At 71.9% G+C, this 23,137-nt stretch carries 25 protein-coding genes; 10 read left to right on the top strand and 15 right to left on the bottom strand.

All coding sequences use genetic code 11. The features are described from left to right. The first annotated feature begins 24 nt into the window (after positions 1–24). From ACICHK_RS31730 to ACICHK_RS31720, 3 genes are all read left to right on the top strand, one after another. Complete coding sequence (locus ACICHK_RS31730) at positions 25–486, top strand: hypothetical protein (RefSeq protein WP_406839563.1); 462 nt, start codon at positions 25–27, stop codon at positions 484–486. 67 nt (positions 487–553) lie between these two features. Next, complete coding sequence (locus ACICHK_RS31725) at positions 554–859, top strand: DUF1905 domain-containing protein (protein ID WP_406839562.1); 306 nt, start codon at positions 554–556, stop codon at positions 857–859. Positions 860–975: 116 nt separating this feature from the next. Next, on the top strand, positions 976–1,710 hold the full coding sequence (locus tag ACICHK_RS31720) for an SIR2 family NAD-dependent protein deacylase (protein WP_406839561.1): 735 nt from the start codon (positions 976–978) through the stop codon (positions 1,708–1,710). A gap of 19 nt (positions 1,711–1,729) precedes the next feature. On the opposite strand, the gene ACICHK_RS31715 is transcribed toward ACICHK_RS31720, so the two are convergent. After that, positions 1,730–1,870, bottom strand: a complete 141-nt coding sequence (locus tag ACICHK_RS31715) for a hypothetical protein (protein ID WP_406839560.1) — start codon at positions 1,868–1,870, stop codon at positions 1,730–1,732. 43 nt (positions 1,871–1,913) lie between these two features. Here ACICHK_RS31715 and ACICHK_RS31710 point away from each other — a divergent pair. Then, positions 1,914–3,076 (top strand): IS3 family transposase gene (locus ACICHK_RS31710; RefSeq protein ID WP_406838891.1). Its coding sequence is split into 2 segments (ribosomal slippage): positions 1,914–2,198 and positions 2,201–3,076, totalling 1,161 coding nucleotides; the frame shifts between segments, so codons are not numbered across the junction. Positions 3,077–3,100: 24 nt separating this feature from the next. On the opposite strand, the gene ACICHK_RS31705 is transcribed toward ACICHK_RS31710, so the two are convergent. Together ACICHK_RS31705 and ACICHK_RS31700 are read right to left on the bottom strand one after the other, a co-directional pair. Continuing rightward, entirely contained in the window at positions 3,101–3,628 is a 528-nt protein-coding gene (locus ACICHK_RS31705; protein ID WP_406839559.1) for a hypothetical protein, read from the bottom strand. Positions 3,629–3,792: 164 nt separating this feature from the next. Continuing rightward, entirely contained in the window at positions 3,793–5,172 is a 1,380-nt protein-coding gene (locus ACICHK_RS31700) for a hypothetical protein (protein WP_406839558.1), read from the bottom strand. A 552-nt stretch (positions 5,173–5,724) separates the two neighbouring features. On the opposite strand from ACICHK_RS31700, the gene ACICHK_RS31695 reads away from it, so the two are divergent. Continuing rightward, positions 5,725–6,423, top strand: a complete 699-nt coding sequence (locus ACICHK_RS31695; protein ID WP_406839557.1) for an SIR2 family NAD-dependent protein deacylase — start codon at positions 5,725–5,727, stop codon at positions 6,421–6,423. Here ACICHK_RS31695 and ACICHK_RS31690 read toward each other — a convergent pair. The 10 genes from ACICHK_RS31690 to ACICHK_RS31645 all read right to left on the bottom strand — a co-directional run bounded on the left by ACICHK_RS31690 (position 6,420) and on the right by ACICHK_RS31645 (position 16,054). Next, positions 6,420–7,658, bottom strand: coding sequence for a cytochrome P450 (locus ACICHK_RS31690; protein WP_406839556.1), 1,239 nt, complete (start codon positions 7,656–7,658; stop codon positions 6,420–6,422). The genes ACICHK_RS31695 and ACICHK_RS31690 overlap by 4 nt on opposite strands. Before the next feature lie 31 nt (positions 7,659–7,689). Beyond that, the gene (locus tag ACICHK_RS31685) at positions 7,690–9,081 is read right to left on the bottom strand and encodes an NAD(P)/FAD-dependent oxidoreductase (protein WP_406839555.1); all 1,392 of its coding nucleotides are present in this window, start codon (positions 9,079–9,081) and stop codon (positions 7,690–7,692) included. Further along, positions 9,071–9,328 carry a ferredoxin gene (locus ACICHK_RS31680; protein WP_406839554.1) on the bottom strand — a complete coding sequence of 86 codons (258 nt, stop codon included), beginning with the start codon at positions 9,326–9,328 and terminating at the stop codon, positions 9,071–9,073. Before ACICHK_RS31680 ends, ACICHK_RS31685 begins: the two co-directional genes overlap by 11 nt. A 143-nt stretch (positions 9,329–9,471) precedes the next feature. Next, on the bottom strand, positions 9,472–10,107 hold the full coding sequence (locus ACICHK_RS31675; protein WP_406839553.1) for a hypothetical protein: 636 nt from the start codon (positions 10,105–10,107) through the stop codon (positions 9,472–9,474). Positions 10,108–10,210: 103 nt separating this feature from the next. Beyond that, positions 10,211–11,026 (bottom strand): hypothetical protein, encoded by an 816-nt coding sequence (locus ACICHK_RS31670; protein ID WP_406841362.1) that lies wholly within the window; start codon positions 11,024–11,026, stop codon positions 10,211–10,213. Positions 11,027–11,097: 71 nt separating this feature from the next. Continuing rightward, positions 11,098–12,360, bottom strand: a complete 1,263-nt coding sequence (locus ACICHK_RS31665; RefSeq protein WP_406839552.1) for a glycosyltransferase family 4 protein — start codon at positions 12,358–12,360, stop codon at positions 11,098–11,100. Between the two features lie 167 nt (positions 12,361–12,527). Next, positions 12,528–13,013 (bottom strand): methylated-DNA--[protein]-cysteine S-methyltransferase, encoded by a 486-nt coding sequence (locus ACICHK_RS31660; protein ID WP_151474689.1) that lies wholly within the window; start codon positions 13,011–13,013, stop codon positions 12,528–12,530. Further along, positions 13,010–14,644 carry an AlkA N-terminal domain-containing protein gene (locus tag ACICHK_RS31655; RefSeq protein ID WP_406839551.1) on the bottom strand — a complete coding sequence of 545 codons (1,635 nt, stop codon included), beginning with the start codon at positions 14,642–14,644 and terminating at the stop codon, positions 13,010–13,012. Before ACICHK_RS31655 ends, ACICHK_RS31660 begins: the two co-directional genes overlap by 4 nt. Before the next feature lie 85 nt (positions 14,645–14,729). After that, the gene (locus tag ACICHK_RS31650; protein ID WP_406839550.1) at positions 14,730–15,662 is read right to left on the bottom strand and encodes a M48 family metalloprotease; all 933 of its coding nucleotides are present in this window, start codon (positions 15,660–15,662) and stop codon (positions 14,730–14,732) included. Next, positions 15,659–16,054, bottom strand: a complete 396-nt coding sequence (locus ACICHK_RS31645; RefSeq protein WP_151474687.1) for a BlaI/MecI/CopY family transcriptional regulator — start codon at positions 16,052–16,054, stop codon at positions 15,659–15,661. The genes ACICHK_RS31650 and ACICHK_RS31645 overlap by 4 nt, the downstream gene beginning before the upstream one ends. Positions 16,055–16,172: 118 nt before the next feature. Between ACICHK_RS31645 and ACICHK_RS31640 the strand changes: the two genes are divergently transcribed. Continuing rightward, positions 16,173–16,847 carry a DedA family protein gene (locus ACICHK_RS31640; protein WP_406839549.1) on the top strand — a complete coding sequence of 225 codons (675 nt, stop codon included), beginning with the start codon at positions 16,173–16,175 and terminating at the stop codon, positions 16,845–16,847. Then, positions 16,844–17,467 (top strand): phosphatase PAP2 family protein, encoded by a 624-nt coding sequence (locus tag ACICHK_RS31635; RefSeq protein WP_406839548.1) that lies wholly within the window; start codon positions 16,844–16,846, stop codon positions 17,465–17,467. Before ACICHK_RS31640 ends, ACICHK_RS31635 begins: the two co-directional genes overlap by 4 nt. Before the next feature lie 85 nt (positions 17,468–17,552). Here ACICHK_RS31635 and ACICHK_RS31630 read toward each other — a convergent pair whose 3' ends face one another. Both ACICHK_RS31630 and ACICHK_RS31625 read right to left on the bottom strand, forming a co-directional pair. Next, on the bottom strand, positions 17,553–18,479 hold the full coding sequence (locus ACICHK_RS31630; protein ID WP_406841361.1) for a lysylphosphatidylglycerol synthase domain-containing protein: 927 nt from the start codon (positions 18,477–18,479) through the stop codon (positions 17,553–17,555). A gap of 278 nt (positions 18,480–18,757) precedes the next feature. Further along, the gene (locus tag ACICHK_RS31625) at positions 18,758–20,263 is read right to left on the bottom strand and encodes a hypothetical protein (RefSeq protein WP_406839547.1); all 1,506 of its coding nucleotides are present in this window, start codon (positions 20,261–20,263) and stop codon (positions 18,758–18,760) included. A gap of 228 nt (positions 20,264–20,491) precedes the next feature. On the opposite strand from ACICHK_RS31625, the gene ACICHK_RS31620 reads away from it, so the two are divergent. From ACICHK_RS31620 to ACICHK_RS31610, 3 genes are all read left to right on the top strand, one after another. Then, positions 20,492–20,875 (top strand): BlaI/MecI/CopY family transcriptional regulator, encoded by a 384-nt coding sequence (locus tag ACICHK_RS31620; RefSeq protein ID WP_151473772.1) that lies wholly within the window; start codon positions 20,492–20,494, stop codon positions 20,873–20,875. Continuing rightward, positions 20,872–21,771, top strand: a complete 900-nt coding sequence (locus ACICHK_RS31615; RefSeq protein ID WP_406839546.1) for a M48 family metalloprotease — start codon at positions 20,872–20,874, stop codon at positions 21,769–21,771. The genes ACICHK_RS31620 and ACICHK_RS31615 overlap by 4 nt, the downstream gene beginning before the upstream one ends. Before the next feature lie 356 nt (positions 21,772–22,127). Beyond that, positions 22,128–23,093, top strand: a complete 966-nt coding sequence (locus tag ACICHK_RS31610; RefSeq protein WP_406839545.1) for an endonuclease/exonuclease/phosphatase family protein — start codon at positions 22,128–22,130, stop codon at positions 23,091–23,093. Positions 23,094–23,137: the final 44 nt, after the last annotated feature.

Genomic DNA, 23,137 nt, shown 5'->3' with positions numbered 1-23,137 from the left:
CAAGGCGCGGTAACCCATCGTCGTATGGCCGACATGGAGATCATTCCGGGGATCGGCGTCGACACGGTCAGGATCGGTGACCGGCGTTCGCAAGTCGAAGAGTCCATCGGGCCACCGCATCACGGCCCCGGCGGGCAACGGGCCGTCTACACCACCACACCCATGCTGGTCATCACCTACGCCACCGACGAGACGGTCGAACTCGTAGAGGCCCACTACAGCGGTGAAGACGGCCCGGCCGAAGTGCACTACGACGGGGTCCAATTGACTCATCGCTTTCTCGATGACGTCGTCGCGGACCTCCACGGCCTGGGGTACACGAGCACGCCCTCAGACATCGGTCACGACTTCCACGCCGGATTCTCCGTATGGTCCATGCACTCGCTGTGGGCCCGTGACATCGACCCCGAGGCCGACGAGGACGACGAACGCGCGGTCTCGGAGGGAGTCTCGGTGGCGCCGTACACCTACTTCGTCGAGGGGTGAGACGACCGGGAGTCCCTGCAGGGTCCTTCGCACGTCCTGGCCGTCCCCACGCAAGGAGACCGACCGCATGGAGTTCGACTTTTCCGGCCGAGTGATCGAATGGCGCGGACCGTCGCCGTACTACTTCGTCCGCGTGCCGGACGAGGAGTCCGCCGACATCCGCGAGGTGGCCGCAATGGCCACCTACGGCTGGGGCGTGATCCCGGTCGAGGCCCGGATCGGTGAGGTCGTCTTCCAGACGTCTCTCTTCCCCAGGGACGGCGGCTATCTGCTGCCGCTCAAGGTGGCCGTGCGCAAGCCGAGCGGCCTCTCGGCGGGAGACGACGTGACGGTGAGGATGGCAGTCCGCCTCCACGAACCCCAACCCCGCTAGGTTCACGGCACCGGTGACCGGAGGGTCTGTGACCGCTGCTTGATGATCCATGTCGTCCTGTCCCGCGCCCGGATAACCGGTCGCTCCGGACAGGTGCGCGCCGTACCTTCATGTCCATGAACAGGCCACTCGTCGCCATCCTCAGCGGGGCAGGCGTCTCCACCGATTCCGGCATTCCTGATTACCGCGGGCCCAAGGGTCTGTGGCGGCAGGATCCCGAGGCCGAGAAGCTTGTGACGTACGAGTACTACATGGCGGATCGCGAGATCAGGCGCCGGGCCTGGCAGATGCGGCGGGAGAGCGGTGCGCTCGGGGCCGAGCCCAACGCCGCGCATCGGGCCGTCGCCGAGCTGGAGCGGTCGGGAGTGCCGGTGCGGGTCCTCACCCAGAACGTCGACGGACTCCATCAGCTCGCCGGCATGCCCGACCGCAAGGTGCTCGAACTCCACGGCACAGCAAGGAGTTTCGTGTGCACCGGATGTCATGCACGCGGGCCCATGGAGGACGCTCTCGCCCGGGTCGACGCCGGCGAGGACGACCCGGCCTGCGTCACCTGCGGCGGGATCCTCAAGCCCGCGACCGTCATGTTCGGTGAACACCTCGACCCCGTCGTCCTCGGCCAGGCCGCCGCCATCGCCAAGGCCTGCCAGGTGTTCATCGCCGTCGGCACCAGCCTCCAGGTCCACCCGGCGGCGGGCCTCGTGGGTGTGGCCGCCGACCACGGAGCCCGGCTCGTCATCGTCAACGCCGAACCGACCCCGTACGACGAACGCGCCAACGAAGTCGTCCGCGAACCCATCGGCACCGCCCTACCTAGGCTACTGACGGAACTGACGGCAAAGAGCGACTAACTGTAAGCACGGTGTCAGCTCAGATTGCGCTGGCGAGGCCAGCCGCGTCGGCAATGGCTTTGAGATCACCGGTCCAGGGCGAGCCGACCATCAAGTCGTTGAAGGCCACCATGCCGAAGAACAAGAAGAAGAAGGGGTCTGCTGCACGATCGGGTGACATCTGAACTGGCTTGCCCTGTGGGGCGGGTGGGAAGGATGTCGCTGTGCCCAAGCCTTATCCCGAAGAGTTCCGTGAGGACGTCGTGCGGGTCGCGAGGAACCGTGGCCCGGGGGTGACGGTGGAGCAGGTGGCCAAGGACTTCGGTGTCCATCCGATGACGTTGTGGAAATGGATGCGCCGGGCGGACATCGATGACGGGGCCAAGCCCGGGGTGAGCAGCCAGGAGAGCGCGGAACTGCGGGAAGCACGTCGGCGGATCAAGCTGCTGGAGCAGGAGAACGAGGTCCTGCGCCGGGCGGCGGCCTGTCTGTCGCAGGCGCATCTGCCGGGAAAAGGATCTACCCGCTCGTGAAGGAGCTGGCCGTGGACGGGGTGCCCGTCACGGTGACGTGCCGGGTGCTCAAGCTCGCCAGACAGCCCTACTACCGCTGGCTCGACAAGCCCGTGACCGACGCCGTGCTGGAGCAGGCGTACCGGGCGAACGCGCTGTTCGACGCCCACCGCGAGGATCCCGAGTTCGGCTACCGCTTCCTGGCCGATGAAGCCCGCAGCTCGGGGGCCGCGATGGCCGACCGGACCGCATGGCGGATCTGCCGGGACAACCACTGGTGGAGTGTGTTCGGCAAGAAGCGCGGCAGGACCAAGAAGGCCGGCCCGCCGGTGCACGACGACCTGGTCCGCCGCGACTTCACCGCCGACGGCCCGAACCGACTATGGCTCGCCGACATCACCGAACACGCCACCAACGAAGGGAAGTTGTACCTCTGCGCGATCAAGGACGTCTTCAGCAACAGGATCGTGGGCTACTCCATCGACACGCGGATGAAGTCCCGCCTGGCCGTGACCGCCCTGGACAACGCCGCGGCCCGGCGGGAACACGTCGACGGATGCATCCTGCACAGCGACCGCGGATCGCAGTTCCGGTCCCGGAAATTCGTGCGCGCGCTCGGCCGCCACCGGATGGCTGGCTCGATAGGGAGAGTCGGGGCAGCCGGCGACAACGCGGCCATGGAGTCCTTCTTCAGCCTGCTGCAGAAGAACGTCCTGGACCGCCGGAGCTGGACCACCCGCGAGGAACTGCGGATCGCGATCGTGACCTGGATCGAGCGGACCTACCACCGACGTCGCAGACAAGCCGCACTCGGCCGGCTGACCCCCGTCGAATTCGAGACCGTCATGACCACACCGGCCTTCCAGGCCGCGTGATCAAACCTGTCACCCGAACCTGCATCAGACCCGTCCGCCGCCAAGGTGCTTGAGCAGGTTGCTCGTGCCGTTGTAGGTATCGGCCGGGTTGCTCGGAAGCACCGCGTCACGAACAGCGTTCGCAGCGTCCACGTCGTACTGGTATCCGCCGTCGTCCGCCGCTTTCCGAAGTTTCGAATGCTCGTACTTGAACGCCATGTTCATCGAATCCACGGCGTTCTCGCCATCCCGGACGAGCCACTGGAGCTTAGCCACGTACTCCACCATCAGGCGACGGTTGGGCGCAGCCTCGTACCCAAGTCCCTTGCTGTGCAGAGTGACTACCGCTGCGGCCTGACGGTGCAGGGCAGCCACCATGCCCCAGCCCACCAGGAACGGGCGCCTGTCGGCGGGAGCTGGAGCGAAATCCGCCGCTCCCCGGGCTAGGAGCCCTGTGAGTGCCTCCAGAGCGGGAATTGCCGCCTTGTTGAATGCCTCAATATCGATCCCCATGCGCAGATCATCCTGCATGCTGCGCCCTGCAATCACCGGAATTTCGCCCCAGACCAACATTGCACGGCTGCTGCGGTTGATGGAGACGCCACGATCGGCATCGGACAGGCGATCCTCGTTCAGTGCGCAGTCCGGTCCCTACCACACATGCGATGTGTGGGTGTCACGATCTCAATCCAGGCACTGGTGTCACATCTGCCAATGCCTTACGACTCAAGGGCTCGTCAATAGGTTTCCTGGCCCGAGGACCGCGCTTCATCGCAAGTATCGCTGCTGCGTTGAGCTACCACATGATCTTGGTGGTGCGCACCACCCAACAGGCAGGCATCAGTTCCGGGAAGCGACGGAAGGGCTTTCACCTCACCAGGCAATTCTTGAAGAACACTGTCGTTGGTCAGCAGAGTCTGCTGTCCCCCCGCCCGCACAGCCGACTGGTTCAACGTGCTCCCACCGATGTGCAGAGTCTGCTGATCCCCCGCCCGCACAGCCGTCTCGTTCAACGTGCTCCCACCGATGTGCAGAGTCTGCTGATCCCCCGCCCGCACAGCCGTCTCGTTCAACGTGCTCCCACCGATGTGCAGAGTCTGCTGATCCCCCGCCCGCACAGCCGTCTCGTTCAACGTGCTCCCACCGATGTGCAGAGTCTGCTGATCCCCCGCCCGCACAGCCGACTCGTTCAACGTGCTCCCACCGATGTGCAGAGTCTGCTGATCCCCCGCCCGCACAGCCGACTGGTTCAACACCGAATTGCGCAGGTCAATCGTTTGTCCATCTCCTGCGATCAACTGAAGGCCGTAGATGACTGTTCCTCTTAGATCCACCACGCTCGGTGTCTCACCAGCACTCTTCCGCCCTGCGGGTTCGGCTTCCGCAGCAACTTCCTCAGCTTCCTGCAACTGCCGCGTCGTCTCTTCCGCTGCCGCTACGTCGTCGCCATTGAGGGCAGCCAATGCGCGGGCAACGGGGATCACACTGCCCTGCTTTGCATGTGCCCCAGAGATCACGCGGCGAATGGTCTCAGCACTGACATCCTTGCTTTCGGAGTCGGTCAGGACAGCCTCGCTGATGGCCCTCAACGACGGGCGGCCGGCAGCCACGTAGAGCCGTCTGACCTCAGATGTCAGCGCCGATGGCGACGAGGGACCAACTGCCATCGACGGAACACCTGACGGCGTGGAGCCACCCACGGGCTCAGGCCGGCGAACCTCGGGCTCGTCAAGCTCAGCAGTACGCATCTCAGCCGTGTCCGTGATCGAGTCCTGAACGACAGGCGGATCAAGACTCAGCGCTGTTTCAACCTCCAACCTTCGGTTCATCCAATTGGGGAGCGCGTTCTCCCCCCTCGGGTCCCAAGCCAGGACCATGGCTCGCAGCAAAGTACGAGAAGGCAAGCGCCGCGCGCTCAAGGCGGCGTAGATGCTGGATGAACTCACCCCGTAGTTCTTCACAACGTGCCTCACATCGGGCAACACCCACTGCTCGCCCTGCTCGACACGGTCACCCTGCTCGCCCTTGATTTTGATCTTAATCTTGATGGGCGTGGCCGAATCCCGCAATCGCCGCAGGTCAGATGCAAAGGCATCGAGTGGTTTAGATAGATCCAATCGACCTAAGCGACGACCCAAAGCTACTCCCGAGTAGGAACTTTTAGTCCTAATTAGAAGCATAATAACGGCTCGTTCCTTGCATGGTGGTGAGGTTGGTTCTGTTCGCTCACCTCAGAGCGGCAAGTCGACCGACTGACCTGCAAGAACGAGGAATTGACATGGCCTTTGATGATCACTTGAGCGGTATCGACCACGTTTCCAGCACAGGGGACGGCAGTTGGCGTCAAGTGGCGCTTCGAGTCCCTCGCCTGGGGAAGTTGGCGCGCGCCTGCGGGTTCACATCCCGAGTGGGCACCTACGCCGGATCCGGGCTTGCCGGCTGGATTGCCACTGGCCAGACCCAAGGACAGACTACCTGGGCCACTGTGACCCTCGCAGTTGCCGTGATCGCGGCAGATGTTCTCCGTACACGCAAGTGCACTTGCTCAGTGCCGGAGAGCAAGTATCAGTAGCAAAGCGGACAACGGCGGTGCTCAATGCGGTAAGTAGCCGCCGTGAGCACCGCCTGTCGCTGTATCGCAAGACGATGCAAGAGGGTTACATATACCGATGCCTTGCGACTCTGGGATCCCCGACTACCGCGGGCCCAACGGGTTGTGGCGGAAGGATCCCGAGGCCGAGAAGCTCGTGACGTACGAGTACTACATGAGTGATCCCGAGATCAGGCGCCGGGCCTGGCTGATGCGGCGGGAGACGCAGGAGCTCGGGGCCGAGCCCAACGCCGCGCACCGGGCCGTCGCCGAGCTGGAGAAGTCCGGGGTGCCCGTGCGGGTCCTCACCCAGAACGTCGACGGACTGCACCAGCTCGCCGACATGCCCGAACGCAAGGTCCTCGAACTCCACGGCACCGCGAGGGCGGTGGTGTGCACGGGGTGTCACGCGAGGACACCCGTGGAGGAGGCCCTCGCCCGCGTCGACGCCGGTGAGAGCGACCCGGAGTGCCTGAAGTGCGGCGGGATCCTCAAGCCCGCCACCGTGATGTTCGGCGAGCACCTCGACCCCGTCGTCCTCGGCCAGGCCGCCGCCATCGCCAAGGCCTGCCAGGTGTTCATCGCCGTCGGCAGCACCCTCCAGGTCCACCCGGCGGCCGGACTCGCGGGCGTCGCCGCCGACCACGGCGCACGGCTCGTCATCGTCAACGCCGAACCCACCCCGTACGACGAACGAGCCGAGGAGGTCGTCCGCGAGCCCATCGGCACCGCCCTGCCCGAGCTGCTGCGGCGGATCGGCGAGGAGGGTGCTCCCTAGGGACGGATCCCGTCGCAGGCGAGGTGCAGGTGCCGGGGGCCGCGCAGGACGGCGTTCTGGCGGTACGGGGGCGGGTCCTCCAGGAGGCGCGGGTTCTCCAGTCTCCGGGCCAGCTCCGCCAGGGCGAACTGGGTCTCCAGGCGGGCCAGCGGCGCGCCGAAGCAGCTGTGGATGCCGCTGCCCAGGCCGAGGTGCTGGATGTCCGGGCGGTCCGGGTCGAAGCGGTCCGGGTCGTCGAAGCGCTGGGGGTCGCGGTTGCCCGACGCCAGGACCAGCCACAGGGCGGCGCCCTTGGGGATGGTGACCCCGCGGACCTCGATGTCGGCGAGGGTGGTGCGCTGCGGCACCAGTTGCACCGGCGGCTCGAAGCGCAACAGTTCCTCGACGATGGGCACGGCCAGCCGCGGATCGGCACGCAGCCGCTGGAGGACATCGGGGTTGCGCAACAGGGTCAGCATGCCGTTGGTGATCAGGTTGACCGTGGTCTCGTGTCCCGCGATGAGCAGCAGCGCCGCGGTGCTGAGCAGTTCCATCGTGGTCATCGGGCCGTCGTCGCCCTTGGCCGTCGCCAGCTGGGAGAGCATGTCGTCCCCGGGGTTCTTGCGGCGCTCCTCGATCAGACCGGCCAGGTACATGCCCAACTGCATTCGGGCGTCCTGCGCGTCCTTGCCCTTCCCGACGGTGTCGGCGTCCGGGTCGGGGTCCAGGCTCGCGGCCAGGGTGTCCGCCCAGACGTGGAAACGCGCCTCGTCCTCACGGGGGATGCCGAGCAGCCGGCAGATCACCGTCACCGGGAAGGGGTACGAGAACTGCTCCACCAGGTCGATGCGTTCCGGCTCGCCGATGCCGTCGATGAGGCCGGTGACGATGTCGCGGAGCTCTCCGCGCATCCCGTCGACCCGGTGGGGGGAGTGCGGCGGACCGAAGGGGCGGTTCGTCATGCGCCGCAGCCGGTCGTGCTCCGGCGGGTCGAGCTTCAGGAAGCCCGGCGGGAGGGTGCTCTCCTCCGCGGGCGCCTCCGAGGCCAGCGGATCGGCCGCGTTCGAGGCCAGGTTGCGGGCGTCGGAGCTGATCCGGGGATCGTGCAGCAGGCTCCGGATCTCGTAGTACGTGCTGACCACGTACGGCCCGTCGCCCTCGTGGTGGACCGGGGTCTTCCGCAGCTCCTTGTAGATCGGGTACGGATCGGCCCGGTTGGCGTAGTCCAGGATCTGGTGCAGCAGGGTTTGCGTCATGGCGAGTCCTAGGGTCCTCGTGGCCGTGCGGTCAGTGCGCCGGGATGAACGTGATCCGGCGGTCGGCCGGCGAGTATCCGCTGAGGGTCACGGTGGGGCCGTGGGTGGGGACCGAGGGGTCGGGGAAGTCCGCGTCGAGCGGGCGGTGTCCGTCCGGGCGCCGGTCGACCGTGGTGAACGGCGGCGGGAACGGCGCGGTGGTCTCGATCAGCTCCTGGTAGAACGGCAGCCACCGGCCGTGGTCGAAGGCGACGGCGCCGATGACGCGTCCCTGGTACCCGTAGACGCCGAGGAAGCGGTGATCCGCCAGTGAGCCCTGGGAGATGAGGATCTCCGTCCCCATCGAGGGGATCCCGACGGACTTGATGTTGACCCCGAACTGCGAGGACCAGAAGGCCGGGACCTCCATGTGGGGCAGGCGGTCGGTGCTCTCGCTGAGCATGTTGTGCGCCGCGATCCGGGCCTGGGAGACGGCGTTTCCCCAGTGCTCCAGGGACAGGAACTGGTAGCCGAACAGGGCGTTCGGGCAGCGGGCGACGTCACCGGCCGCGTAGACGTCGTCGGTGACGATCCCGCGGATGTCGAAGGCGCGGCAGCCCGCGTCGCAGGCGATGCCCCGGGGACCCGCGCCGAGGCCGGACCCGGCGAGCCATTCGGTGTTGCGCAGGGCGCCGAGCGAGACGACCACCACGTCGGCCTCCACGGAGGAGCCGTCGGACAGCTGGGCCGCGCGCACCCTTCCCGCGGCGTCGCCCTCCAGGGCGGTCACCATGACCCCGGTGCGCAGGTCCACCCCGTGCTCGCGCTGCATCTCCGCGGCGACCGCGCCGACCACCCCGCCGAGCGCGCCGACCAGGGGCGCGGCACCGCGTTCGGTGACGGTGACGGGGAGGTCGCGTTCGCGGCAGGCGGAGGCGATCTCCGAGCCGGTGAATCCGCCCCCGATGACCAGGACCCGTTTGGGGCCCGCGTCGAGCCGGCGCGCGAGGGCGGCGCTGTCGTCCCGGGTGCGCAGCGCGAAGACACCGTCGAGTTCCGCCTCGGCCTCGTTGGGCCACGGCCGGGCCCGTACGCCGGTGGCGATCAGCAGGCGGTCGTAGGGCACCTCGTCGCCGTCGGCGAGCCGCACCCGCCGGGCGGCCATGTCCAGGCCGGTGGCCGGGGTGCCGAGCCGCCAGGTCGCGTCGACGGACCGCAGTCTGGGCAGTGCCGTACGGTCGGCGCTCGCCCGGCCCAGCAGCACCTGCTTGGACAGCGGGGGCCGGTCGTACGGTTCGCAGGGCTCGTCGCCGATCATGGTCAGTGATCCCGCGAAGCCCTTCTCCCGCAGGGTCTCGGCGGCTCGCAGGCCCGCCAGCGAGGCACCGACGACGACGATGCGGCCGTCGCGCTTGAGCTGTTCCAGGGATCCGTCACCGGGCACGGGACACCGCCTCGGCCGGCACGTCCGGGGCGCCGGGTTCCGCGTCGTCCGGCTCCACCGCGTCGACGAGGATGGCCTGCACCGGACAGGCCGCGGCGGCCCGGTCCAGCTTCTCGCGCGGCGCCTCGTCGGCGTCCGGGTCGTACAGCAGCGCCTCGTCGCCGTGCATGGCGAAGATCTCGGGAGCGAGGAACGCGCACTGCGCGTACCCCTGACAGCGGTTCAGATCGACGGCAATCCTTACCACGGGATCGGTCCTCTCCATGGGCCCGGTCAACCCTCCTGCGACCACTCTCGACGGCCGGACGGGAAGCGGCGACGAGGAACGGACCGTTCGAGTGAGCAGACCGTTCGAGTAAGCAGACCGTTCGAGTGAGCGGCGCGGCCCGGTCAGGCCGGGGCGGCGGGCGGTGCCGCGGGGGGACGCCGGCCCCGCAGGATGTTCAGGCTGAGGAGCAGCGCCCAGGCCGGGAAGACCAGTTCGGACCAGGGCAGACCCGTTCCGGCCACGAGCAGCGTCAGGCCCGCCAGATAGCCGATCACGACGAGCGGGCGCGGGAGGATGCCGCGCCGGCGGCCGATGGTCGAGGTCGCGATGATGAACACCGCCGCCATCCGCATGGCGTACGTGGTCAGCAGGGCGTAGGCGAAGCGGCTGCCGAAGGAGGGTCCCTGCTGCTGGCTCTCGCCGAGCACGGTCCCGGCCGCCGCGGCGGCGCCGAACAGCGTGGCGACGAAGACCAGGCCGCTGCCCAGGAACACGGTGGCGACGAACCGGTCCTCGGCCCGGGCCGCCTGCTCGCGGAGGGCGCCCATGAACCACAGGAACGCGATCCCGGCGAACGGCACCAGCTCCAGGGCGGTGCGGACGCCGCTGCGCTGTCCGGCGTCGAGGGTCGCGTCGTCCTCGCCGCCGGGCAGGGCGATGCGCACCAGCACGATCGCCGAGGCCATCAGGATCGCGAACACCACTCCGGCCATCCCGGCGGCCCGGGGTGTCGCGAGGCTGTCGTGCTTCCGCTCCATGGTCTCCGCCTTCCGCCCGCTCCCCCTCCGTCCAGACACCAGTGATCGCGGGGCTCACGCCACCGGGGTCACCCGGGAGGAAGAGCGCGGTGCGCCATACAGGTCACGGCTGCCCTCCGACCTCCACGGAGAGGTCGTTGTCGACGGTGTAGTAGGGGCGCAGGGCGACACCGCCGAGGTCGGCCGTCGGGTAGACGACCACGTCCTTGCGGTCCGCCAGGTCGTCGAGGAGGCGGCCGACGCGGATGAGGGGTGCTCCGGCCGCGGGCCGGACGGAGACGTCCCAGACGCCGGACCCCGGCGGTGTCCCGGCGGCCAGCTCCGCGTGGTCGACGGTGAAGGAGAGGCTCCGGCCGTCGTCCCCGGCACGGTGCTCCACGGTGCGGACGGTGTCGCCGGAACCCCGCAGGCGCAGGATCACGGCGGCTCCTTCCTGGAGCGAGGCGCCGTGCAGGCGTGCCCCGACCGTCGTGGAACGGCCGGTGACGTCGACGCCCTCGGCTTCCGTGTGGGCGGTGCGCAGCCAGGCACGCACCGCGAGGTGGCCGTCCTTGGTGACGTAGGGGATCCGGACGGCCAGCGGTGCCGGCCACCGGCGGAGGTGTCCGCCGACGAGGGCCCGCAGATCGCGCAGACCGGCGCGCAGGCGCTGCCGCTCGGCCCCCGGTTCCCGGAGCAGGTACACGTCCCAGCGGCCCTCCGTGAGAACGGGGCGCGTGTCCAGGACGGCGCTCCGGCGTTCACCGGCCGGCTCGATGCCGAGGACGTGGACCGTCTTCTCGGGCTGTCCCTTCCTGGGGCGCAGTCGCAGCAGCAGCTGCTGTCCTTCGGACGGCCCGGGCGGCAGGTCGAAGGTGATCCGGCCGTCCGTGTCGATCGTGCAGCCGGCGCGTGGCTGCTTTCCCCCGTCGGTGCTCATCCTGTCCGTGCTCGTCCTGTCCGTGCTCGTCCTGTCGGTGCTCGTGCTGTCCGTGCTCGTCCCGTCGGTGGTCATCCTCGCCTCCGCAGGGCGCGCAGCACGCGGCCGGCCGCGCCGCGCGCGATGTCGCGTAGCGCGAAGCCCCGGCCGGCCAGGGCACGGCGCACCCCCGGGCGTTCCCGCAGGACCGGCCGCCCCGCCCTCCTCGCCGCCACGGCCTCGGTGAGCAATCGTTCCGCCTGGGTGACGACGGGCCCTGGAGCGAAGCGCCGCGCGTTCTTGCGGGCGGCACGGCCCGCGCGCAGGCGCCACTCGTCGTCGCGGACCGCTTCCCGCAGTGCCGCGCCGAGCGCGTCACGGTCTCCGACCGGCACCAGCCGGCCGTCGACGCCGTCCTCGATGATCTCGCCCGGTCCGTGGGGGCAGTCGGTGCTCACCACCGGCAGACCGCAGCTCATCGCCTCGACGATGGTCATGCCGAACGCCTCGGAGTCGGAGGCCGCCACCGCGATCGAGCCCTTGACCCACTCCGCCTCCATGGGGGTCACCGCGCCCATCAGGAGGACCCGGTCGTACAGGCCGAGGTCGGTGACGAGCCGTCGCAGCCGGTCGTGCTCCTCGCCCTTGCCGTATATGCGCAGTTGCCAGCCGGGGCAATCGGCGGCGATCAGGGCGAAGGCCTCGATGAGCAGGTCGTAGCGTTTGACGGGGACCAGCCGGCCGGCCGCGACGATCACCTTCGCGGTGCCGTCGGCGGGTGGCAGCACGGGATCCGGCACGCTGTTCGGAAGTGCCTCCACCCGGACTCCGGGCAGGTGCATCCTGCGCCGGTAGGCGGCGGCGTCCGCCTCGGTCACCGTGGTGAGCGTGTCGAGCCGGCGATAGGCCCGGCGCAGGGCGGAACGCAGCCGGGGCGGATGCCTGTCCAGGGTGAGGTGCTCCTGACCGACGCGCGCGACGTGCCGCGGGGCCTGGAGCGCGAGGTGCACGTTGAGCCCGGGCCTGGTCCCGATCACCACGTCGGCGTCGGTCCCCGCGAGCCACTCGCCTATCCGCCGGTCGGTCAGCTCGCTGTACTCCCGGTAGCGGTACTCGGCGCGGGGGAAGACCCGCGCCGGTCTCAGGTGCGACGGATGTTCCTTCTCCCGTCTCAGATCCACCAGTGACCGCAGCGAGACCCGGGGGTCCAGGGACAGCAACGGGTGCTCACGGTTGCGCAGCACGGAGACGATCTCCACCTCGTGCCGTGCGGCGAGCGCACGGGCCAGATTGAAGGTGGTGGTGATCGTGCCCCCTATCCCGTAGGCGCTGTGGATCAGAAAGGAGATCTTCATAGCGGTTCAGACGACCCCGGCTCCGTGAGGGTTCCCGCTCGTCACCGACCCGTGTCGCGTGTCGCCGCGAACCGCCGCGAACCGCCGCCGGAACCGCTCCGCCGGCCGGGCGGCCGGGGTGTCCGGCGGCCCGGCGGGCGGGCGTGGGGGGGGGCGGACGGGAGCGGTCAGAAGAGTGCCGATCCGCTCTCCAGATCGAGGAGCCGCCTCTTGCGGTCCAGCCCGCCGCCGTAGCCGGTGAGGCTCCCGCCCGCGCCGATCACGCGATGGCAGGGCACGATGATCCCGATCGGGTTCTTGCCGTTGGCGAGGCCGACCGCGCGAGAGGCGCCCGTGTTGCCCAGGGCTTCGGCGAGTTCGCCGTACGACCGGGTCTCGCCGTAGGGGATCCGCCGCAGCTGGTCCCACACGCTGCGCTGGAAGGGCGTCCCGATCAGGCGCAGTTGGACGGTGAACTCCTTCAACTCGCCCTCGAAGTAGGCGTTCAGCTGTTCCGTCGCCTCGTCGAAGAGGGTGTCGTCGCGCTCGCCGAAGCTCTCCTGCGGCGGGCGGTGGCGCTGACCGACCACGTAGAGGCCGCACAGGACGCCGTCGTCGTCGGCGACGAGGGTGAGGGGGTCGTAGGGACTGTCGATGACCGTGTGCCGTTTCACTGGGCGTCCTTGGTGCGTGAAGTGCGGGTGGAGTCCTGGGCGCGGGCGGCCGGGGTGCGTGGAGCACGCGCGCGTGGCGGTGTCGTACGGGGGGCGGGCTTCGTGGCCTCCGGCGGGTGCGGGGCGCCGTTCCGCCCCGGCAGGAAGTTGATCGGGTGGCTGCCGGTCGCCCACAGGTACTGGACCGCGTAGGCCCTCCAGGGACGCCAGGCCGCGGCACGGGCCGTCAGCGCGGCGGGCGTGGACGGGAGTCCCAACTCCTTGGCGGCGTAACGGATCCCGAGGTCGGTGGGGAGGAAGGCGTCCGGGTCCCCGAGGGCGCGCATCGCGATCACGTCGACGGTCCAGGGGCCGAAGCCGGGGAGCGCCAGGAGCTCGGCCCGCGCCTGCTCCCAGTCGCTCTCCACTCCCAAGTGCAGTTCCCCTGCGGCGAGTCGGCTCACCAGCGTGGTGAAGGTGGTGCGCCGGGTGCGGGGCATCGCGAGCGACTCGGGGTCGATCGCGGCGAGCGCCCGGGGCGAGGGGAAGAGGTGGGTGAGGCCGCCTTCGGGGTCGTCGACCGGATCGCCGTACGCGGTGACCAGGCGGGCGGCGTGGGTGCGCGCGGCGGCCGTGGAGACCTGCTGCCCCAGCACCGCCCGTACGGCGAACTCGGCCTCGTCGACCGTGCGCGGCACCCGGCGGCCGGGGGCCTTGTCGACCAGCGGTGCCAGCAGCGGATCCGTACGCAGCTGGTCGTCGACCGCCACGGGGTCGGCGTCCAGGTCCAGCAGACGGCGGCAGCGGCTGATCGCGACGGACAGGTCACGCAGGTCGCTGAGGGCCAGGCGGCACGCGATGTGGTCCGGCATCGGTGTCAGGGCGGCGACGCCGTGTCCGTACGGCAGTCGCAGGGTCCGCCGGTACGCGCCGTCGCGCCACTCCTCCACCCCGGGTACGGCGGTCGCCGCGAGGTGCCCGAAGAGGTTGTCGGGGTTGAGCGGGGCGCGGAAGGGGAGCCGGAGGTTCAGCGCGCCCGGCATGCCCGGGGCTGCGGCCGTCGCGCCGGCCCGGTTCCTGGGCAGGCGGGCGCGCAGCTCGCTCGGGGACAGCGCGAAGACCTCGCGGACCGTGTCGTTGAAGGCGCGGATGGAGGAGAAGCCGGCGGCGAAGGCGACCTCGGCCATCGGGAGCGGTGTCGTCTCGATGAGCAGCCGGGCCGTCCGGGCCCTCTGCGCACGGGCGAGCGCCAGGGGGCCCGCGCCCAGTTCGGCCAGGAGCTGCCGCTCGATCTGGCGGGTGCTGTAGCCGAGCCGGGCGGCCAGGCCCGGGACACCGTCGCGGTCGACGACCCCGTCGCCGATCAGCCGCACCGCGCGGGCCACCAGATCGGCCCGGTGGTTCCATTCGGGGGAGCCGGGACTGGTGTCCGGGCGGCACCGCTTGCAGGCCCGGAACCCGGCCTGCTGACAGGCGGCGGCGCTCGGGTAGAAGGTCATGTTCCGGGGCTTGGGCGGCACGACCGGGCAGCTGGGCCGGCAGTAGATCCTCGTCGTCGTCACCGCGGTGAAGAACCATCCGTCGAAGCGCGCGTCCTTCGACTGGACGGCACGCACGCAGCGCTCCGTGTCCGTGTGCATCCCGTTCCGCATGCCTCAAGCATCGGGTACGCCGGGGGGCGGGGCTGGCAGGAATCCGACATCAACCTTGCCCGGCCTGCGGCCCGCGCGAGCCGCGTCAACGGGCCTCCTCGCCCTGCGCGACCTCCACCTCGTGGTGGAAGGAGACGACACCCGCCCCCGACGCCCCGGCCGAGACGGCGGCGCAGACGGCGAGGAGGAGAGCGGCCAGGGCGGCGGCGCGGGGGCGGTGCCGGGGAGCGGCGGCCAGAAGGGCGGCGACCCGCTGGGGGACGGGGCCCGTGGTGGCCGCGGGGGCGAAGCCGGGGCGCTCGCGGCGGGCCTCGCCGGTGGCCAGGGCGGCGCGGGCGATGGCCCGCGCGATCAGCCGCCGGTCCCCCACGGCGAGGGCCGCCGCCTCGTCCGCGGCGCGCTCCGCCGCGAGCGCGACGGTCGCGCGGACCGTACGCAGACCCGGGTGGCAGTGGGCCGCGAGTTCGGCCACGACGAGGAAGCGGTGGTGGCCGCCCGCGTTGTGGGCCCGCTCGTGGGCGAAGAGGGCCTCGCGCTCGTCGGCGCCGAGGCTGCGCAGCATCGCGGTGGTGACGACGATGCGGTGCGGCCGTCCCGGGAGCGCGTAGGCGTCGGGGTGCGGCGATTCGATGACGCACAGGTCGCCCGCGGCGGGACGGCGGTCGGCCTGGCTGCGCGCGGTGCGGAAGGCGCGCAGCTGGCGCACGGCCGAGCGGACGACGGTCCAGGCGCCGACGGTGAGCACACCCGTCGCGGCGGCGGCCGCGGGCAGGACGACGAGGTCCGAGGCCGTGCGCAACGGATGGACGAGGTCACCGAGGCCGGCGAGCAGGGGCACCTTGAGCAGCCCCGTCAGGACGAACGCGCCCAGCGCGGCCACGGAGGCGCCGGCCAGCACGACGAGCGCGAGGGTCACCGACCACAGGGCGGCCACCGGGGTGAGCCGGTCCAGGCAGCGGCGGGCCAGCGGCCCCAGCGCGAAGGGGACCAGCAGGGGGACCGTCAGGAGGAGGATCATTCCCCACCCGGCTCCGGACGCACGCCGAGGTCCGGCTCCAGCAGGTCCCGCAGGAGCCGCTCGTCGTCGGGACTGAGCTGGGCGACGAAACGGGCCAGCGCGGTCTCGCGGTCGTCGTCGCGGTCGAGTTCGGTGTGCATGCGGCGCGCGGTGAGGCCGTGCGGGTCCTGGACGGGGAAGTACGCGTAGCCCCGGCCCAGCCGCTCGCGGCCGACGATGCCCTTCTCGTGCAGCCGGGAAAGGATCGTCGTCACCGTCGTGCGGGCCAGACCCGAGTCCAGCTCGCTCTGCACGCGTCCCGGCGTGAGCGGCACGCCCGCGGCCCACAGAGCCGCCATCACGCTGGCCTCCAGCTCGCCCGCAGGCCGGCGCTCGTCCTTGTCACTGCTCATGGGAACGATCCTCACCCCACCATCGTCTACAGTTCAGTAGACCGTCTACAGAATTGTAGTCAGTCGGGCGCGGGTCTCGACCGTGCCCGCCCCTTCCAGTATGAGAGGGACCGCGACGATGACCGCACCATTGTTCACGGCGTCCGACCTCGCCGTGAATGTTCTCAGCGCCCGGTCCCTGCTCGCCGCCTTCGGTGTGCTGGGGGTGGGCGTGGTGATGTTCGCGGAGACCGGCCTGTTGATCGGTTTCTTCCTGCCGGGCGACTCACTGCTGTTCACGGCGGGCCTGCTCTGCACCGGATCGGGGCAGAACGGCGTGAAGCTGTCGCTCCCTCCCCTGCTGATCGCCGCGGCCGCGGGCGCGCTGGCCGGCGCCCAGACCGGTTACCTGATCGGCCGGAAGGCGGGCGGCGCCCTGCTCGCCCGCTCCTCCTCCCCCCGCCTGCGGTCGGGCACGCACCGCGCCGAGGAACTCCTGGAGCGGTACGGCCACGCCAAGGCGATCGTGCTGGCCCGCTTCGTGCCCGTCGTGCGCACGGTGCTGAACCCGATGGCGGGCGCCCTCGGCGTGCCGGCGCGGACCTTCACCGTGTGGCAGGTGGCCGGCGGCCTCGTCTGGAGTCTCGGCCTCACCCTCGCCGGGTACGCGCTGGGCTCCTCGATCCCGAACGTGGACCGCTACCTGCTCCCGATCGTCGCGGTCATCGTGCTGGTGTCCCTGGCCCCCCTCGCCGCCGAGCTGTACCGCTCGCGCCGGCGGGGCGCCACGAGCGAGGAGGAGGTCCGGGGATGATCCTGGCCTTCGACGGATCCTCGGTCGACGGCTCCGCCTACCGGTACGTGACCGGTCTCGCCGCGCACTCCCCCGCGTGGCTCGACGGCCTGGTGTCCTTCTGGTCGACGTACGGGCTCGGACTGTTCGCCGTCCTGATGGTGCTGGGCTGGTGGCGGGCACGGCGCGAGAGCCCCGGCGCGGCACTGGCCGCGCTCGCCGTGCCTCTCGTCGTGGTCGTGGCGTACGGGGTGGACCTCGGCGTGAAGCTGCTGGTGCGCGAGGACCGGCCCTGCCGGAGCCTGCGGGTGGTGACGCTGGAGGCCTGCCCGGCGCCGGGCGACTGGTCGTTCCCCAGCAATCACGCGGCGATCGCGGCCGCGGTGGCCGTCGCGCTCCTCTCCGTCTCGCGCCGCCTCGGCGCCGTCGCCGTCGTCGCCGCGGGCGCGATGGCCGCTTCCCGGGTCTGGGTGGGGGCGCACTACCCGCACGACGTCGCGGTCGGTGTGCTCGTCGGCACGCTGGTCGCGATGGCGATGACGGCGGCCCTGCGGATACTCCCCGACGTGTCGGGGCACCCGCTGGCCGCGTCGCGGCTCGGAGTCCTGCTCCTCGCGCCCCGGCTCACGAGGAGCGGCTGAGCGGGCCGTACGCACCGACGGATCCCGGTCGTCGAGGACCACCACGTGCTCGGCGCGGGCCCCGGGACGAGGGCTCCGGCCTCGTTCACAGCACCCGGCGGCGGATCAGCACGCCCAGCGCCACCAGCCCGGGAAGCAGCGGGAGCCACACGGTGAGCAGCCGGTAGCCGAGCACGGTCGACGCCGCCGCGGCGCCGGGCGCCCCGGCGAGCGTGAGGGCCAGCGCGAGGGCGGCGTCCAGGGAGCCGAGACCGCCCGGGGTGGGCAGCAGGACGGCGGCGCTGCTCGCGGCGAGGTAGGCGAGGGCCACCCGGGCCGGTGACGGCGGCAGACCGACGGCCTGCGCGACGGTGACCACCACGGTGGTGTGCAACGCGGCGAAGGCGAGCGAGCCGCCCCACAGCGCGGCGGCCCGCGCGGGGAGTTCGTGCACGGCGCGGACGTCCAGGAGCACACGGCGCAGCACCCGCCGCAGCGGTCCGGCGAGGAGGGCCGCGGCGACGGCGGCCGCCACGGCGACGGCCGTCCAGGCGGCCACGGTCCAGGCGCTCGCCGTCAGCCGGGGCGGACGGAGCGCGCCGGGGCAGGCCAGGGCGAGCCCGCCGATCAGACAGGCGCGTACGACGGTTCCGGCGCAGGCCTTGACCGCGAGCGCGGTCGCGGAACGGGCGAGGGGCAGTCCGCACCGGGTCAGGAAGCGGAGATTGACGGCGCCCGCGCCGAGCCCCGAGGGCAGCACGTGGTTGGCGGCGGCGGCCGCGAACTGCACCGCCACCAGTCGTCCGGCCGGCAGCGGCTCCGGCACCGCGCCCTGCTGGGCGAGGGCGGAGCACGCCCAGGTGGCCAGGGTGGCGACGGCCGCCACCAGCAGCCAGCCCCGGTCGGCGTGGGCGAGCCGGCCGGCTCCCGCCTCGATCACCGGCCAGTGCCGGTGGGCGAGGAAGGCGGCGCACACCAGCACGAGCAGGGAGAGCCAGGCGTGCCGGCCCACCCGCCCGTCCCGCACGGACAGCTGTCGCCCGGTGCCCGTCCCCCCGTCGTGGGCCGGCACGGGGGACGACGGCCCGCCCGGGCAGGACACCGGCTCGGGCGGTGGCGTCCCCGGGCCGTCGGCCGTCGGCCCGGGGCCCGCGACGGACACCGGTGCGCCGCCGGGCCGCCCGCTCCCGGCCGGGACGCGCGTCGGACCGCCCGCCGGTTCGCCGCCGGAGGGCCGGCCGGGACCGGCCGTCCGGCCGCCGCGGGCCGTCCGTGCCCCGCCCGCGGGTGAAGGCGTCTTCGGCGGAAGGATCACGGCGTACGGCTCCCCACACCCGGAGACACGCGGATGTCGACGTCACCGGCGCGACGGTGCGCCCAGGCGCGGGCGTATCCGGGCGGCTCGCCTCCCGGAGCCGTGATGACGGCGACCGGCATGTGCCGGGCGGAACGCGTGATGCCCGCCGCGGTGGCGTTGGCGTTGTGCCCGCTGGTCGCCACGGAGGAGCAGCCCGCGTAGAAGGCGATGGGGACGGACTGACGGCCGGCCAGCGCGCAGGGCGGCCGTACACCGAGCCGGTGCAGTTCCGCCGCCGTCACCGCCCAGCCGTGGTGACTGTCGGCGGCGCGCCGGACCGTGGTCTCCAGCACCGCGAACTGCACGGCCAGATGTCCGGCGAGACCGGCGGCCACCAGCGTCACGAGCACCGGCCGCCACCGCCCGCCGGGGACGGTGACCAGATGGACCAGGGCGTCGGCGACGGGGATCGCGACGAGGGCGTAGAGGGGCAGCAGGAAGCGCGGAGCCGCGTATCCGATCATGAAGAGGTACGGGATCCCGGCTGTCGTGGCGCAGGCCAGGAGCAGCAGGGTGGGTGCCGGACGGCGGGCCCTGACGGCGATCACCAGACCGAGGGCGGCGATCAGCGGCAGGACGAACCACCACGCCGTCACCACGGGGTTCGGCATCCCGCCGGTGCAGGGCCGGCACAGCACGCGCCCGCCGAGACCGCGCACCTGGTCGCCGACCGCGATGTTCCAGCCGAGGCCGCCCTGGATGCGCGAACCGTCGGCGAGCCGTTGGCCCAGGCCTCCGTACGAGACGTACGCCTCGACGATCCACTCCGCCGCCCCGGCCAGCAGACCCCCGAGGAGCGCGAGCAGGGGCCGGACCCGCCGCCGCCGGGGGGCCGCCACGGCGAGGACGAGCAGGGGCAGCGTCACCCAGACCGCGTCGGGGGGCCGCATCCACGCCATCAGCGCGGCGCCGAGTCCGGTCCCCCACAGCGCCGCGAGGGCGCGGCCTCCCGCGTGCGCCCGCAGGAAACACCCGACGCAGACCAGGGCGCCGATCGCGACCCAGTGGTTGGGCATGGCCTGCGGGCCGTAGAAGAGGGTCACCCACAGCGTCGCGAACAGGGCGCCCGCCAGGGCGAGGACCCGCACCGGGAACAGTCCGCGCCAGACGCGCAGGGCCACGAACAGGCCGAGTCCGGAGAGCAGCGCGAGATAGACCCGCAGCAGGGCGGTGGAGGACGACCAGGAGGCCACCGGCGCCACGAGCAGGGAGACCCCGCGGGCCCGTGGCGCGCTGAAGAACGCCGTGGGGGCGTGCGGGGAGACCTGGCTGACGTACACGGTCTCGTCCCAGCCGAGGCCCGTTCCGGGGTGCACGAGGACCAGCTGGGCCAGGGTGAAGCCGGCCGCGACCAGGGCGAGCGGGACCTGGCCACCGGGGCGCCGGGACGCACGGGCCGTCCCGTCCGGCGGTCCGGGCCGCCGGGTGCCGATGAGCGGGACGTTCAGGGTCTTGGCCATCGTCCACCCTTCAGCCCTACACCTTGTAGGGTTTCTCAACCCTACAAGGTGTAGGGTCGGGCCGGGAGCCGGGGAATCATGGACAAACTACCGCCCACCGGGAGAAGACGCCGGACAGGACGCGCACCCGAGGAGGCACCCGGAGCGGTACGCGCCCCCGCGCTCCCCGGGCGTACGCCCGGAATCGGCGCCGCCTCGGACTTGGCTACGCACGGTAAGGTGACGGGCATGGCTGGCACAGGTCCCCACGGGCGGGCGGAACGGCGCAGCGCGGGCGAACTGGAGAGCGAAGTCCTCGCCACCCTGTGGGCCACCGCCGACGCGCTGACACCCGCCGAGATCCAGGCCGAGATCGGCGGCGGACTCGCCTACAACACGGTGCACACCATCCTCAAACGTCTGTACGACAAGGGACTCGTGCTCCGGGACGTCGACGGCCGGCGCGGCGCGTACCGGCCCGCCAAGGACGCCGCCCAGCTGACCGCCGAGGCCATGCACGAGGCGCTGGACCGCGGGCCCGACCCGATCGCGGCCCTCCAGCAGTTCGTGACCGGCCTCAGCCGTCAGGAGGAGGCGGCCCTCCGCGACCTCCTCGGAGGGAACGGGCCATGAGGATCGACGTCTATGTCCCGCTCGTGCTGGCGCTGCTCCTCACCTCGATCGCCCCGGGAGTCGGCAGACGGGTGTCGCCCGCCCTGGCGGCCCGCGTCCTGGTCACGGCCGCCGCGCTGACCGCGGCCGCGTCCACCTGGGCCCTGCTGTTGCTCGGGGCCACTCTGATCGACCAGGCTCCGGCGGTGATCGCCGAGGCCGGCGAGGAGGGCCGGGTGCTGCCCGAGCCCGTCCCGGAGACCGTCGCCGTACTGGCGGTGGCCGCCCTCGCCATGATCGCCCATCGACTCCTTCATGTTGTACGAGCACACATCGCGACCCGTCGGCTCCTGCTCAGGCTGTGCGAGGGGCACCCTCCGGACAGCGAACTCGTCGTCGCCGCCTCGCCGACCCCGCACGCCTTCGCGATCCCCGGCAAGCCGGGCCGGATCCTCGTCACGGCCGCGATGCTCGGTGCGCTGGAGCCCGCCGAACGACGGGTCCTGCTCGCCCACGAACGCGCCCATCTGACGCACCGGCACGCGGCGCTGTCGACCGCCGTGGCCCTGGCCGCCGCGGCGAACCCGCTGCTCGTACCGGTCCGCGAGACCGTCGCCTTCCTGCTGGAGCGGTGGGCCGACGAGGAGGCGGCGTCCGCCGTCGGCGACCGGCGCACGACGGCGCGCGCCCTGGCGCGCGCCGCCCTTGTCTCCCGGCGCGCCCGTCCCGGATACGCCCTGCACTTCTCCGAACACGCCGTCACCCGGCGGATCGCGGCCCTGCAGACCGCTCCGCCGCCCGTCATGAGGTCCGTCGGCGCGGCCGTGCTCGCGCTCGGCGCGCTGCCCGCGCTGGGCGCGGCCGACGCGACGAGCGACCTGCTGCACCTCCTGGCCGGAACGCTGCCGGGCTTGTGACAGGACAGGCCGACGCCCCGGCCTGTGCCGCTCCGGCCTGTGCTGCCCCGGGCCGTGGCATCTCCGGCTCATGACACCCCCGGCCTGCGACACGGCCGGGTCCGGGACAGGGCCGGGTCCGTGTCGCTGCCGGGTCCGTGTCGCGGCCGGTCACACCACCCCGTCCGGGGCACCACCCGGCCGGGACACGCCCCGTGGCACCGCCCGGATCGACCCGGCCCTGTGACACCCCCGGCTCTCGGTCCGCGGCACCGCCCGGCCCGGGACATCGCCCGGCGCTCGGGAATCCGGGCCGTCGCCCGGCACATGGGAATCCGGGCCCTTGCCCGCTGCTCCCGCCGGGTACGGTCGCGGTCATGACACCTTCCGAGTCGGCCCGCCCCGGCCCCGCGCGCTCCGGGCGCGTGCGGTTCGCGACGTTCAACGTGCTGCACGGCCGGACGCTGGTGGAGGGCAGACCCGTCTCCGTCCGGGACTCGGGCGGCCCCGAGGCGCCGCTCGTCCGGGCCGTCGCCTCGCTCGACGCCGACGTGGTGGCGCTGCAGGAAGTGGACCGGCTGCAGGAACGCTCGGGCGGGGTGGACCAGGCGTCGGCGGCCGCCGCGGGGTCCGGCGCGCGGTACTGGCGTTACGCGTCCGCGTTCCACGGCACGGCGAAGGCGGACGGCGGCTGGGTCCCGGCGCCGTCCGAACCCGGCCTGCGCGTGTACGGGCCGGGTGAGGGCGAATCGGGCGAAGGCGGAGGCGGGACGGGCGAGGGCGTGCCCTCGCACGGTGTCGCCCTGCTGTCCCGGCTGCCCGTACGGCACTGGAGGGCGCGACGGCTGGCCCCGGCCCCGGTCCCCATGCCGCTGCGGACGCCCGGACGCCGTGGGCTCACCCTGTCCAGGGACCAGCCGCGGGCGGCACTGGCCGCCGTGCTGGAGGGAGACCGCGGGCCGTTCACCGTGGTGGCGCTGCACCTGTCGTTCGTGCCCGGCTGGAACGTACGCCAGTTGCTCGCCGTCCGCGCCTGGATCGCCGACCTGCCCGGACCCCGGGTGCTGCTGGGCGACTTCAATCTGCCCGGCGCGCTTCCACGGACGGTCCTCGGCCCGGCGGGACCGGCCGCCGGCCGCCGGGAGCGGCCCGGTGGCACCCCGCCGTCGCCGCGCGGCTGGCGGGACCTGGCCCGTACGCCCACCTATCCGGCCCACCGGCCCGTCGTCCAGCTCGACCATGTGCTGGCCAGCGGGATCGAGGCGGGCGCGGCCACCGGCGCGCACGCGCCGCGCACCCCGGTCTCGGACCACCGGCCGCTGGTGGTCGAGCTGCCCTTGTGACCGGGCCCGGTGCCCCGCCGGGCGGAACCCGGTACCACCGCGGT

The sequence above is a fragment of the Streptomyces sp. AHU1 genome (assembly GCF_045343905.1).
GTDB lineage: Bacteria > Actinomycetota > Actinomycetes > Streptomycetales > Streptomycetaceae > Streptomyces > Streptomyces triticiradicis.
Note: the sequence above shows the minus strand (reverse complement) of the source record. Positions and strands in the feature narration are given on the sequence as shown.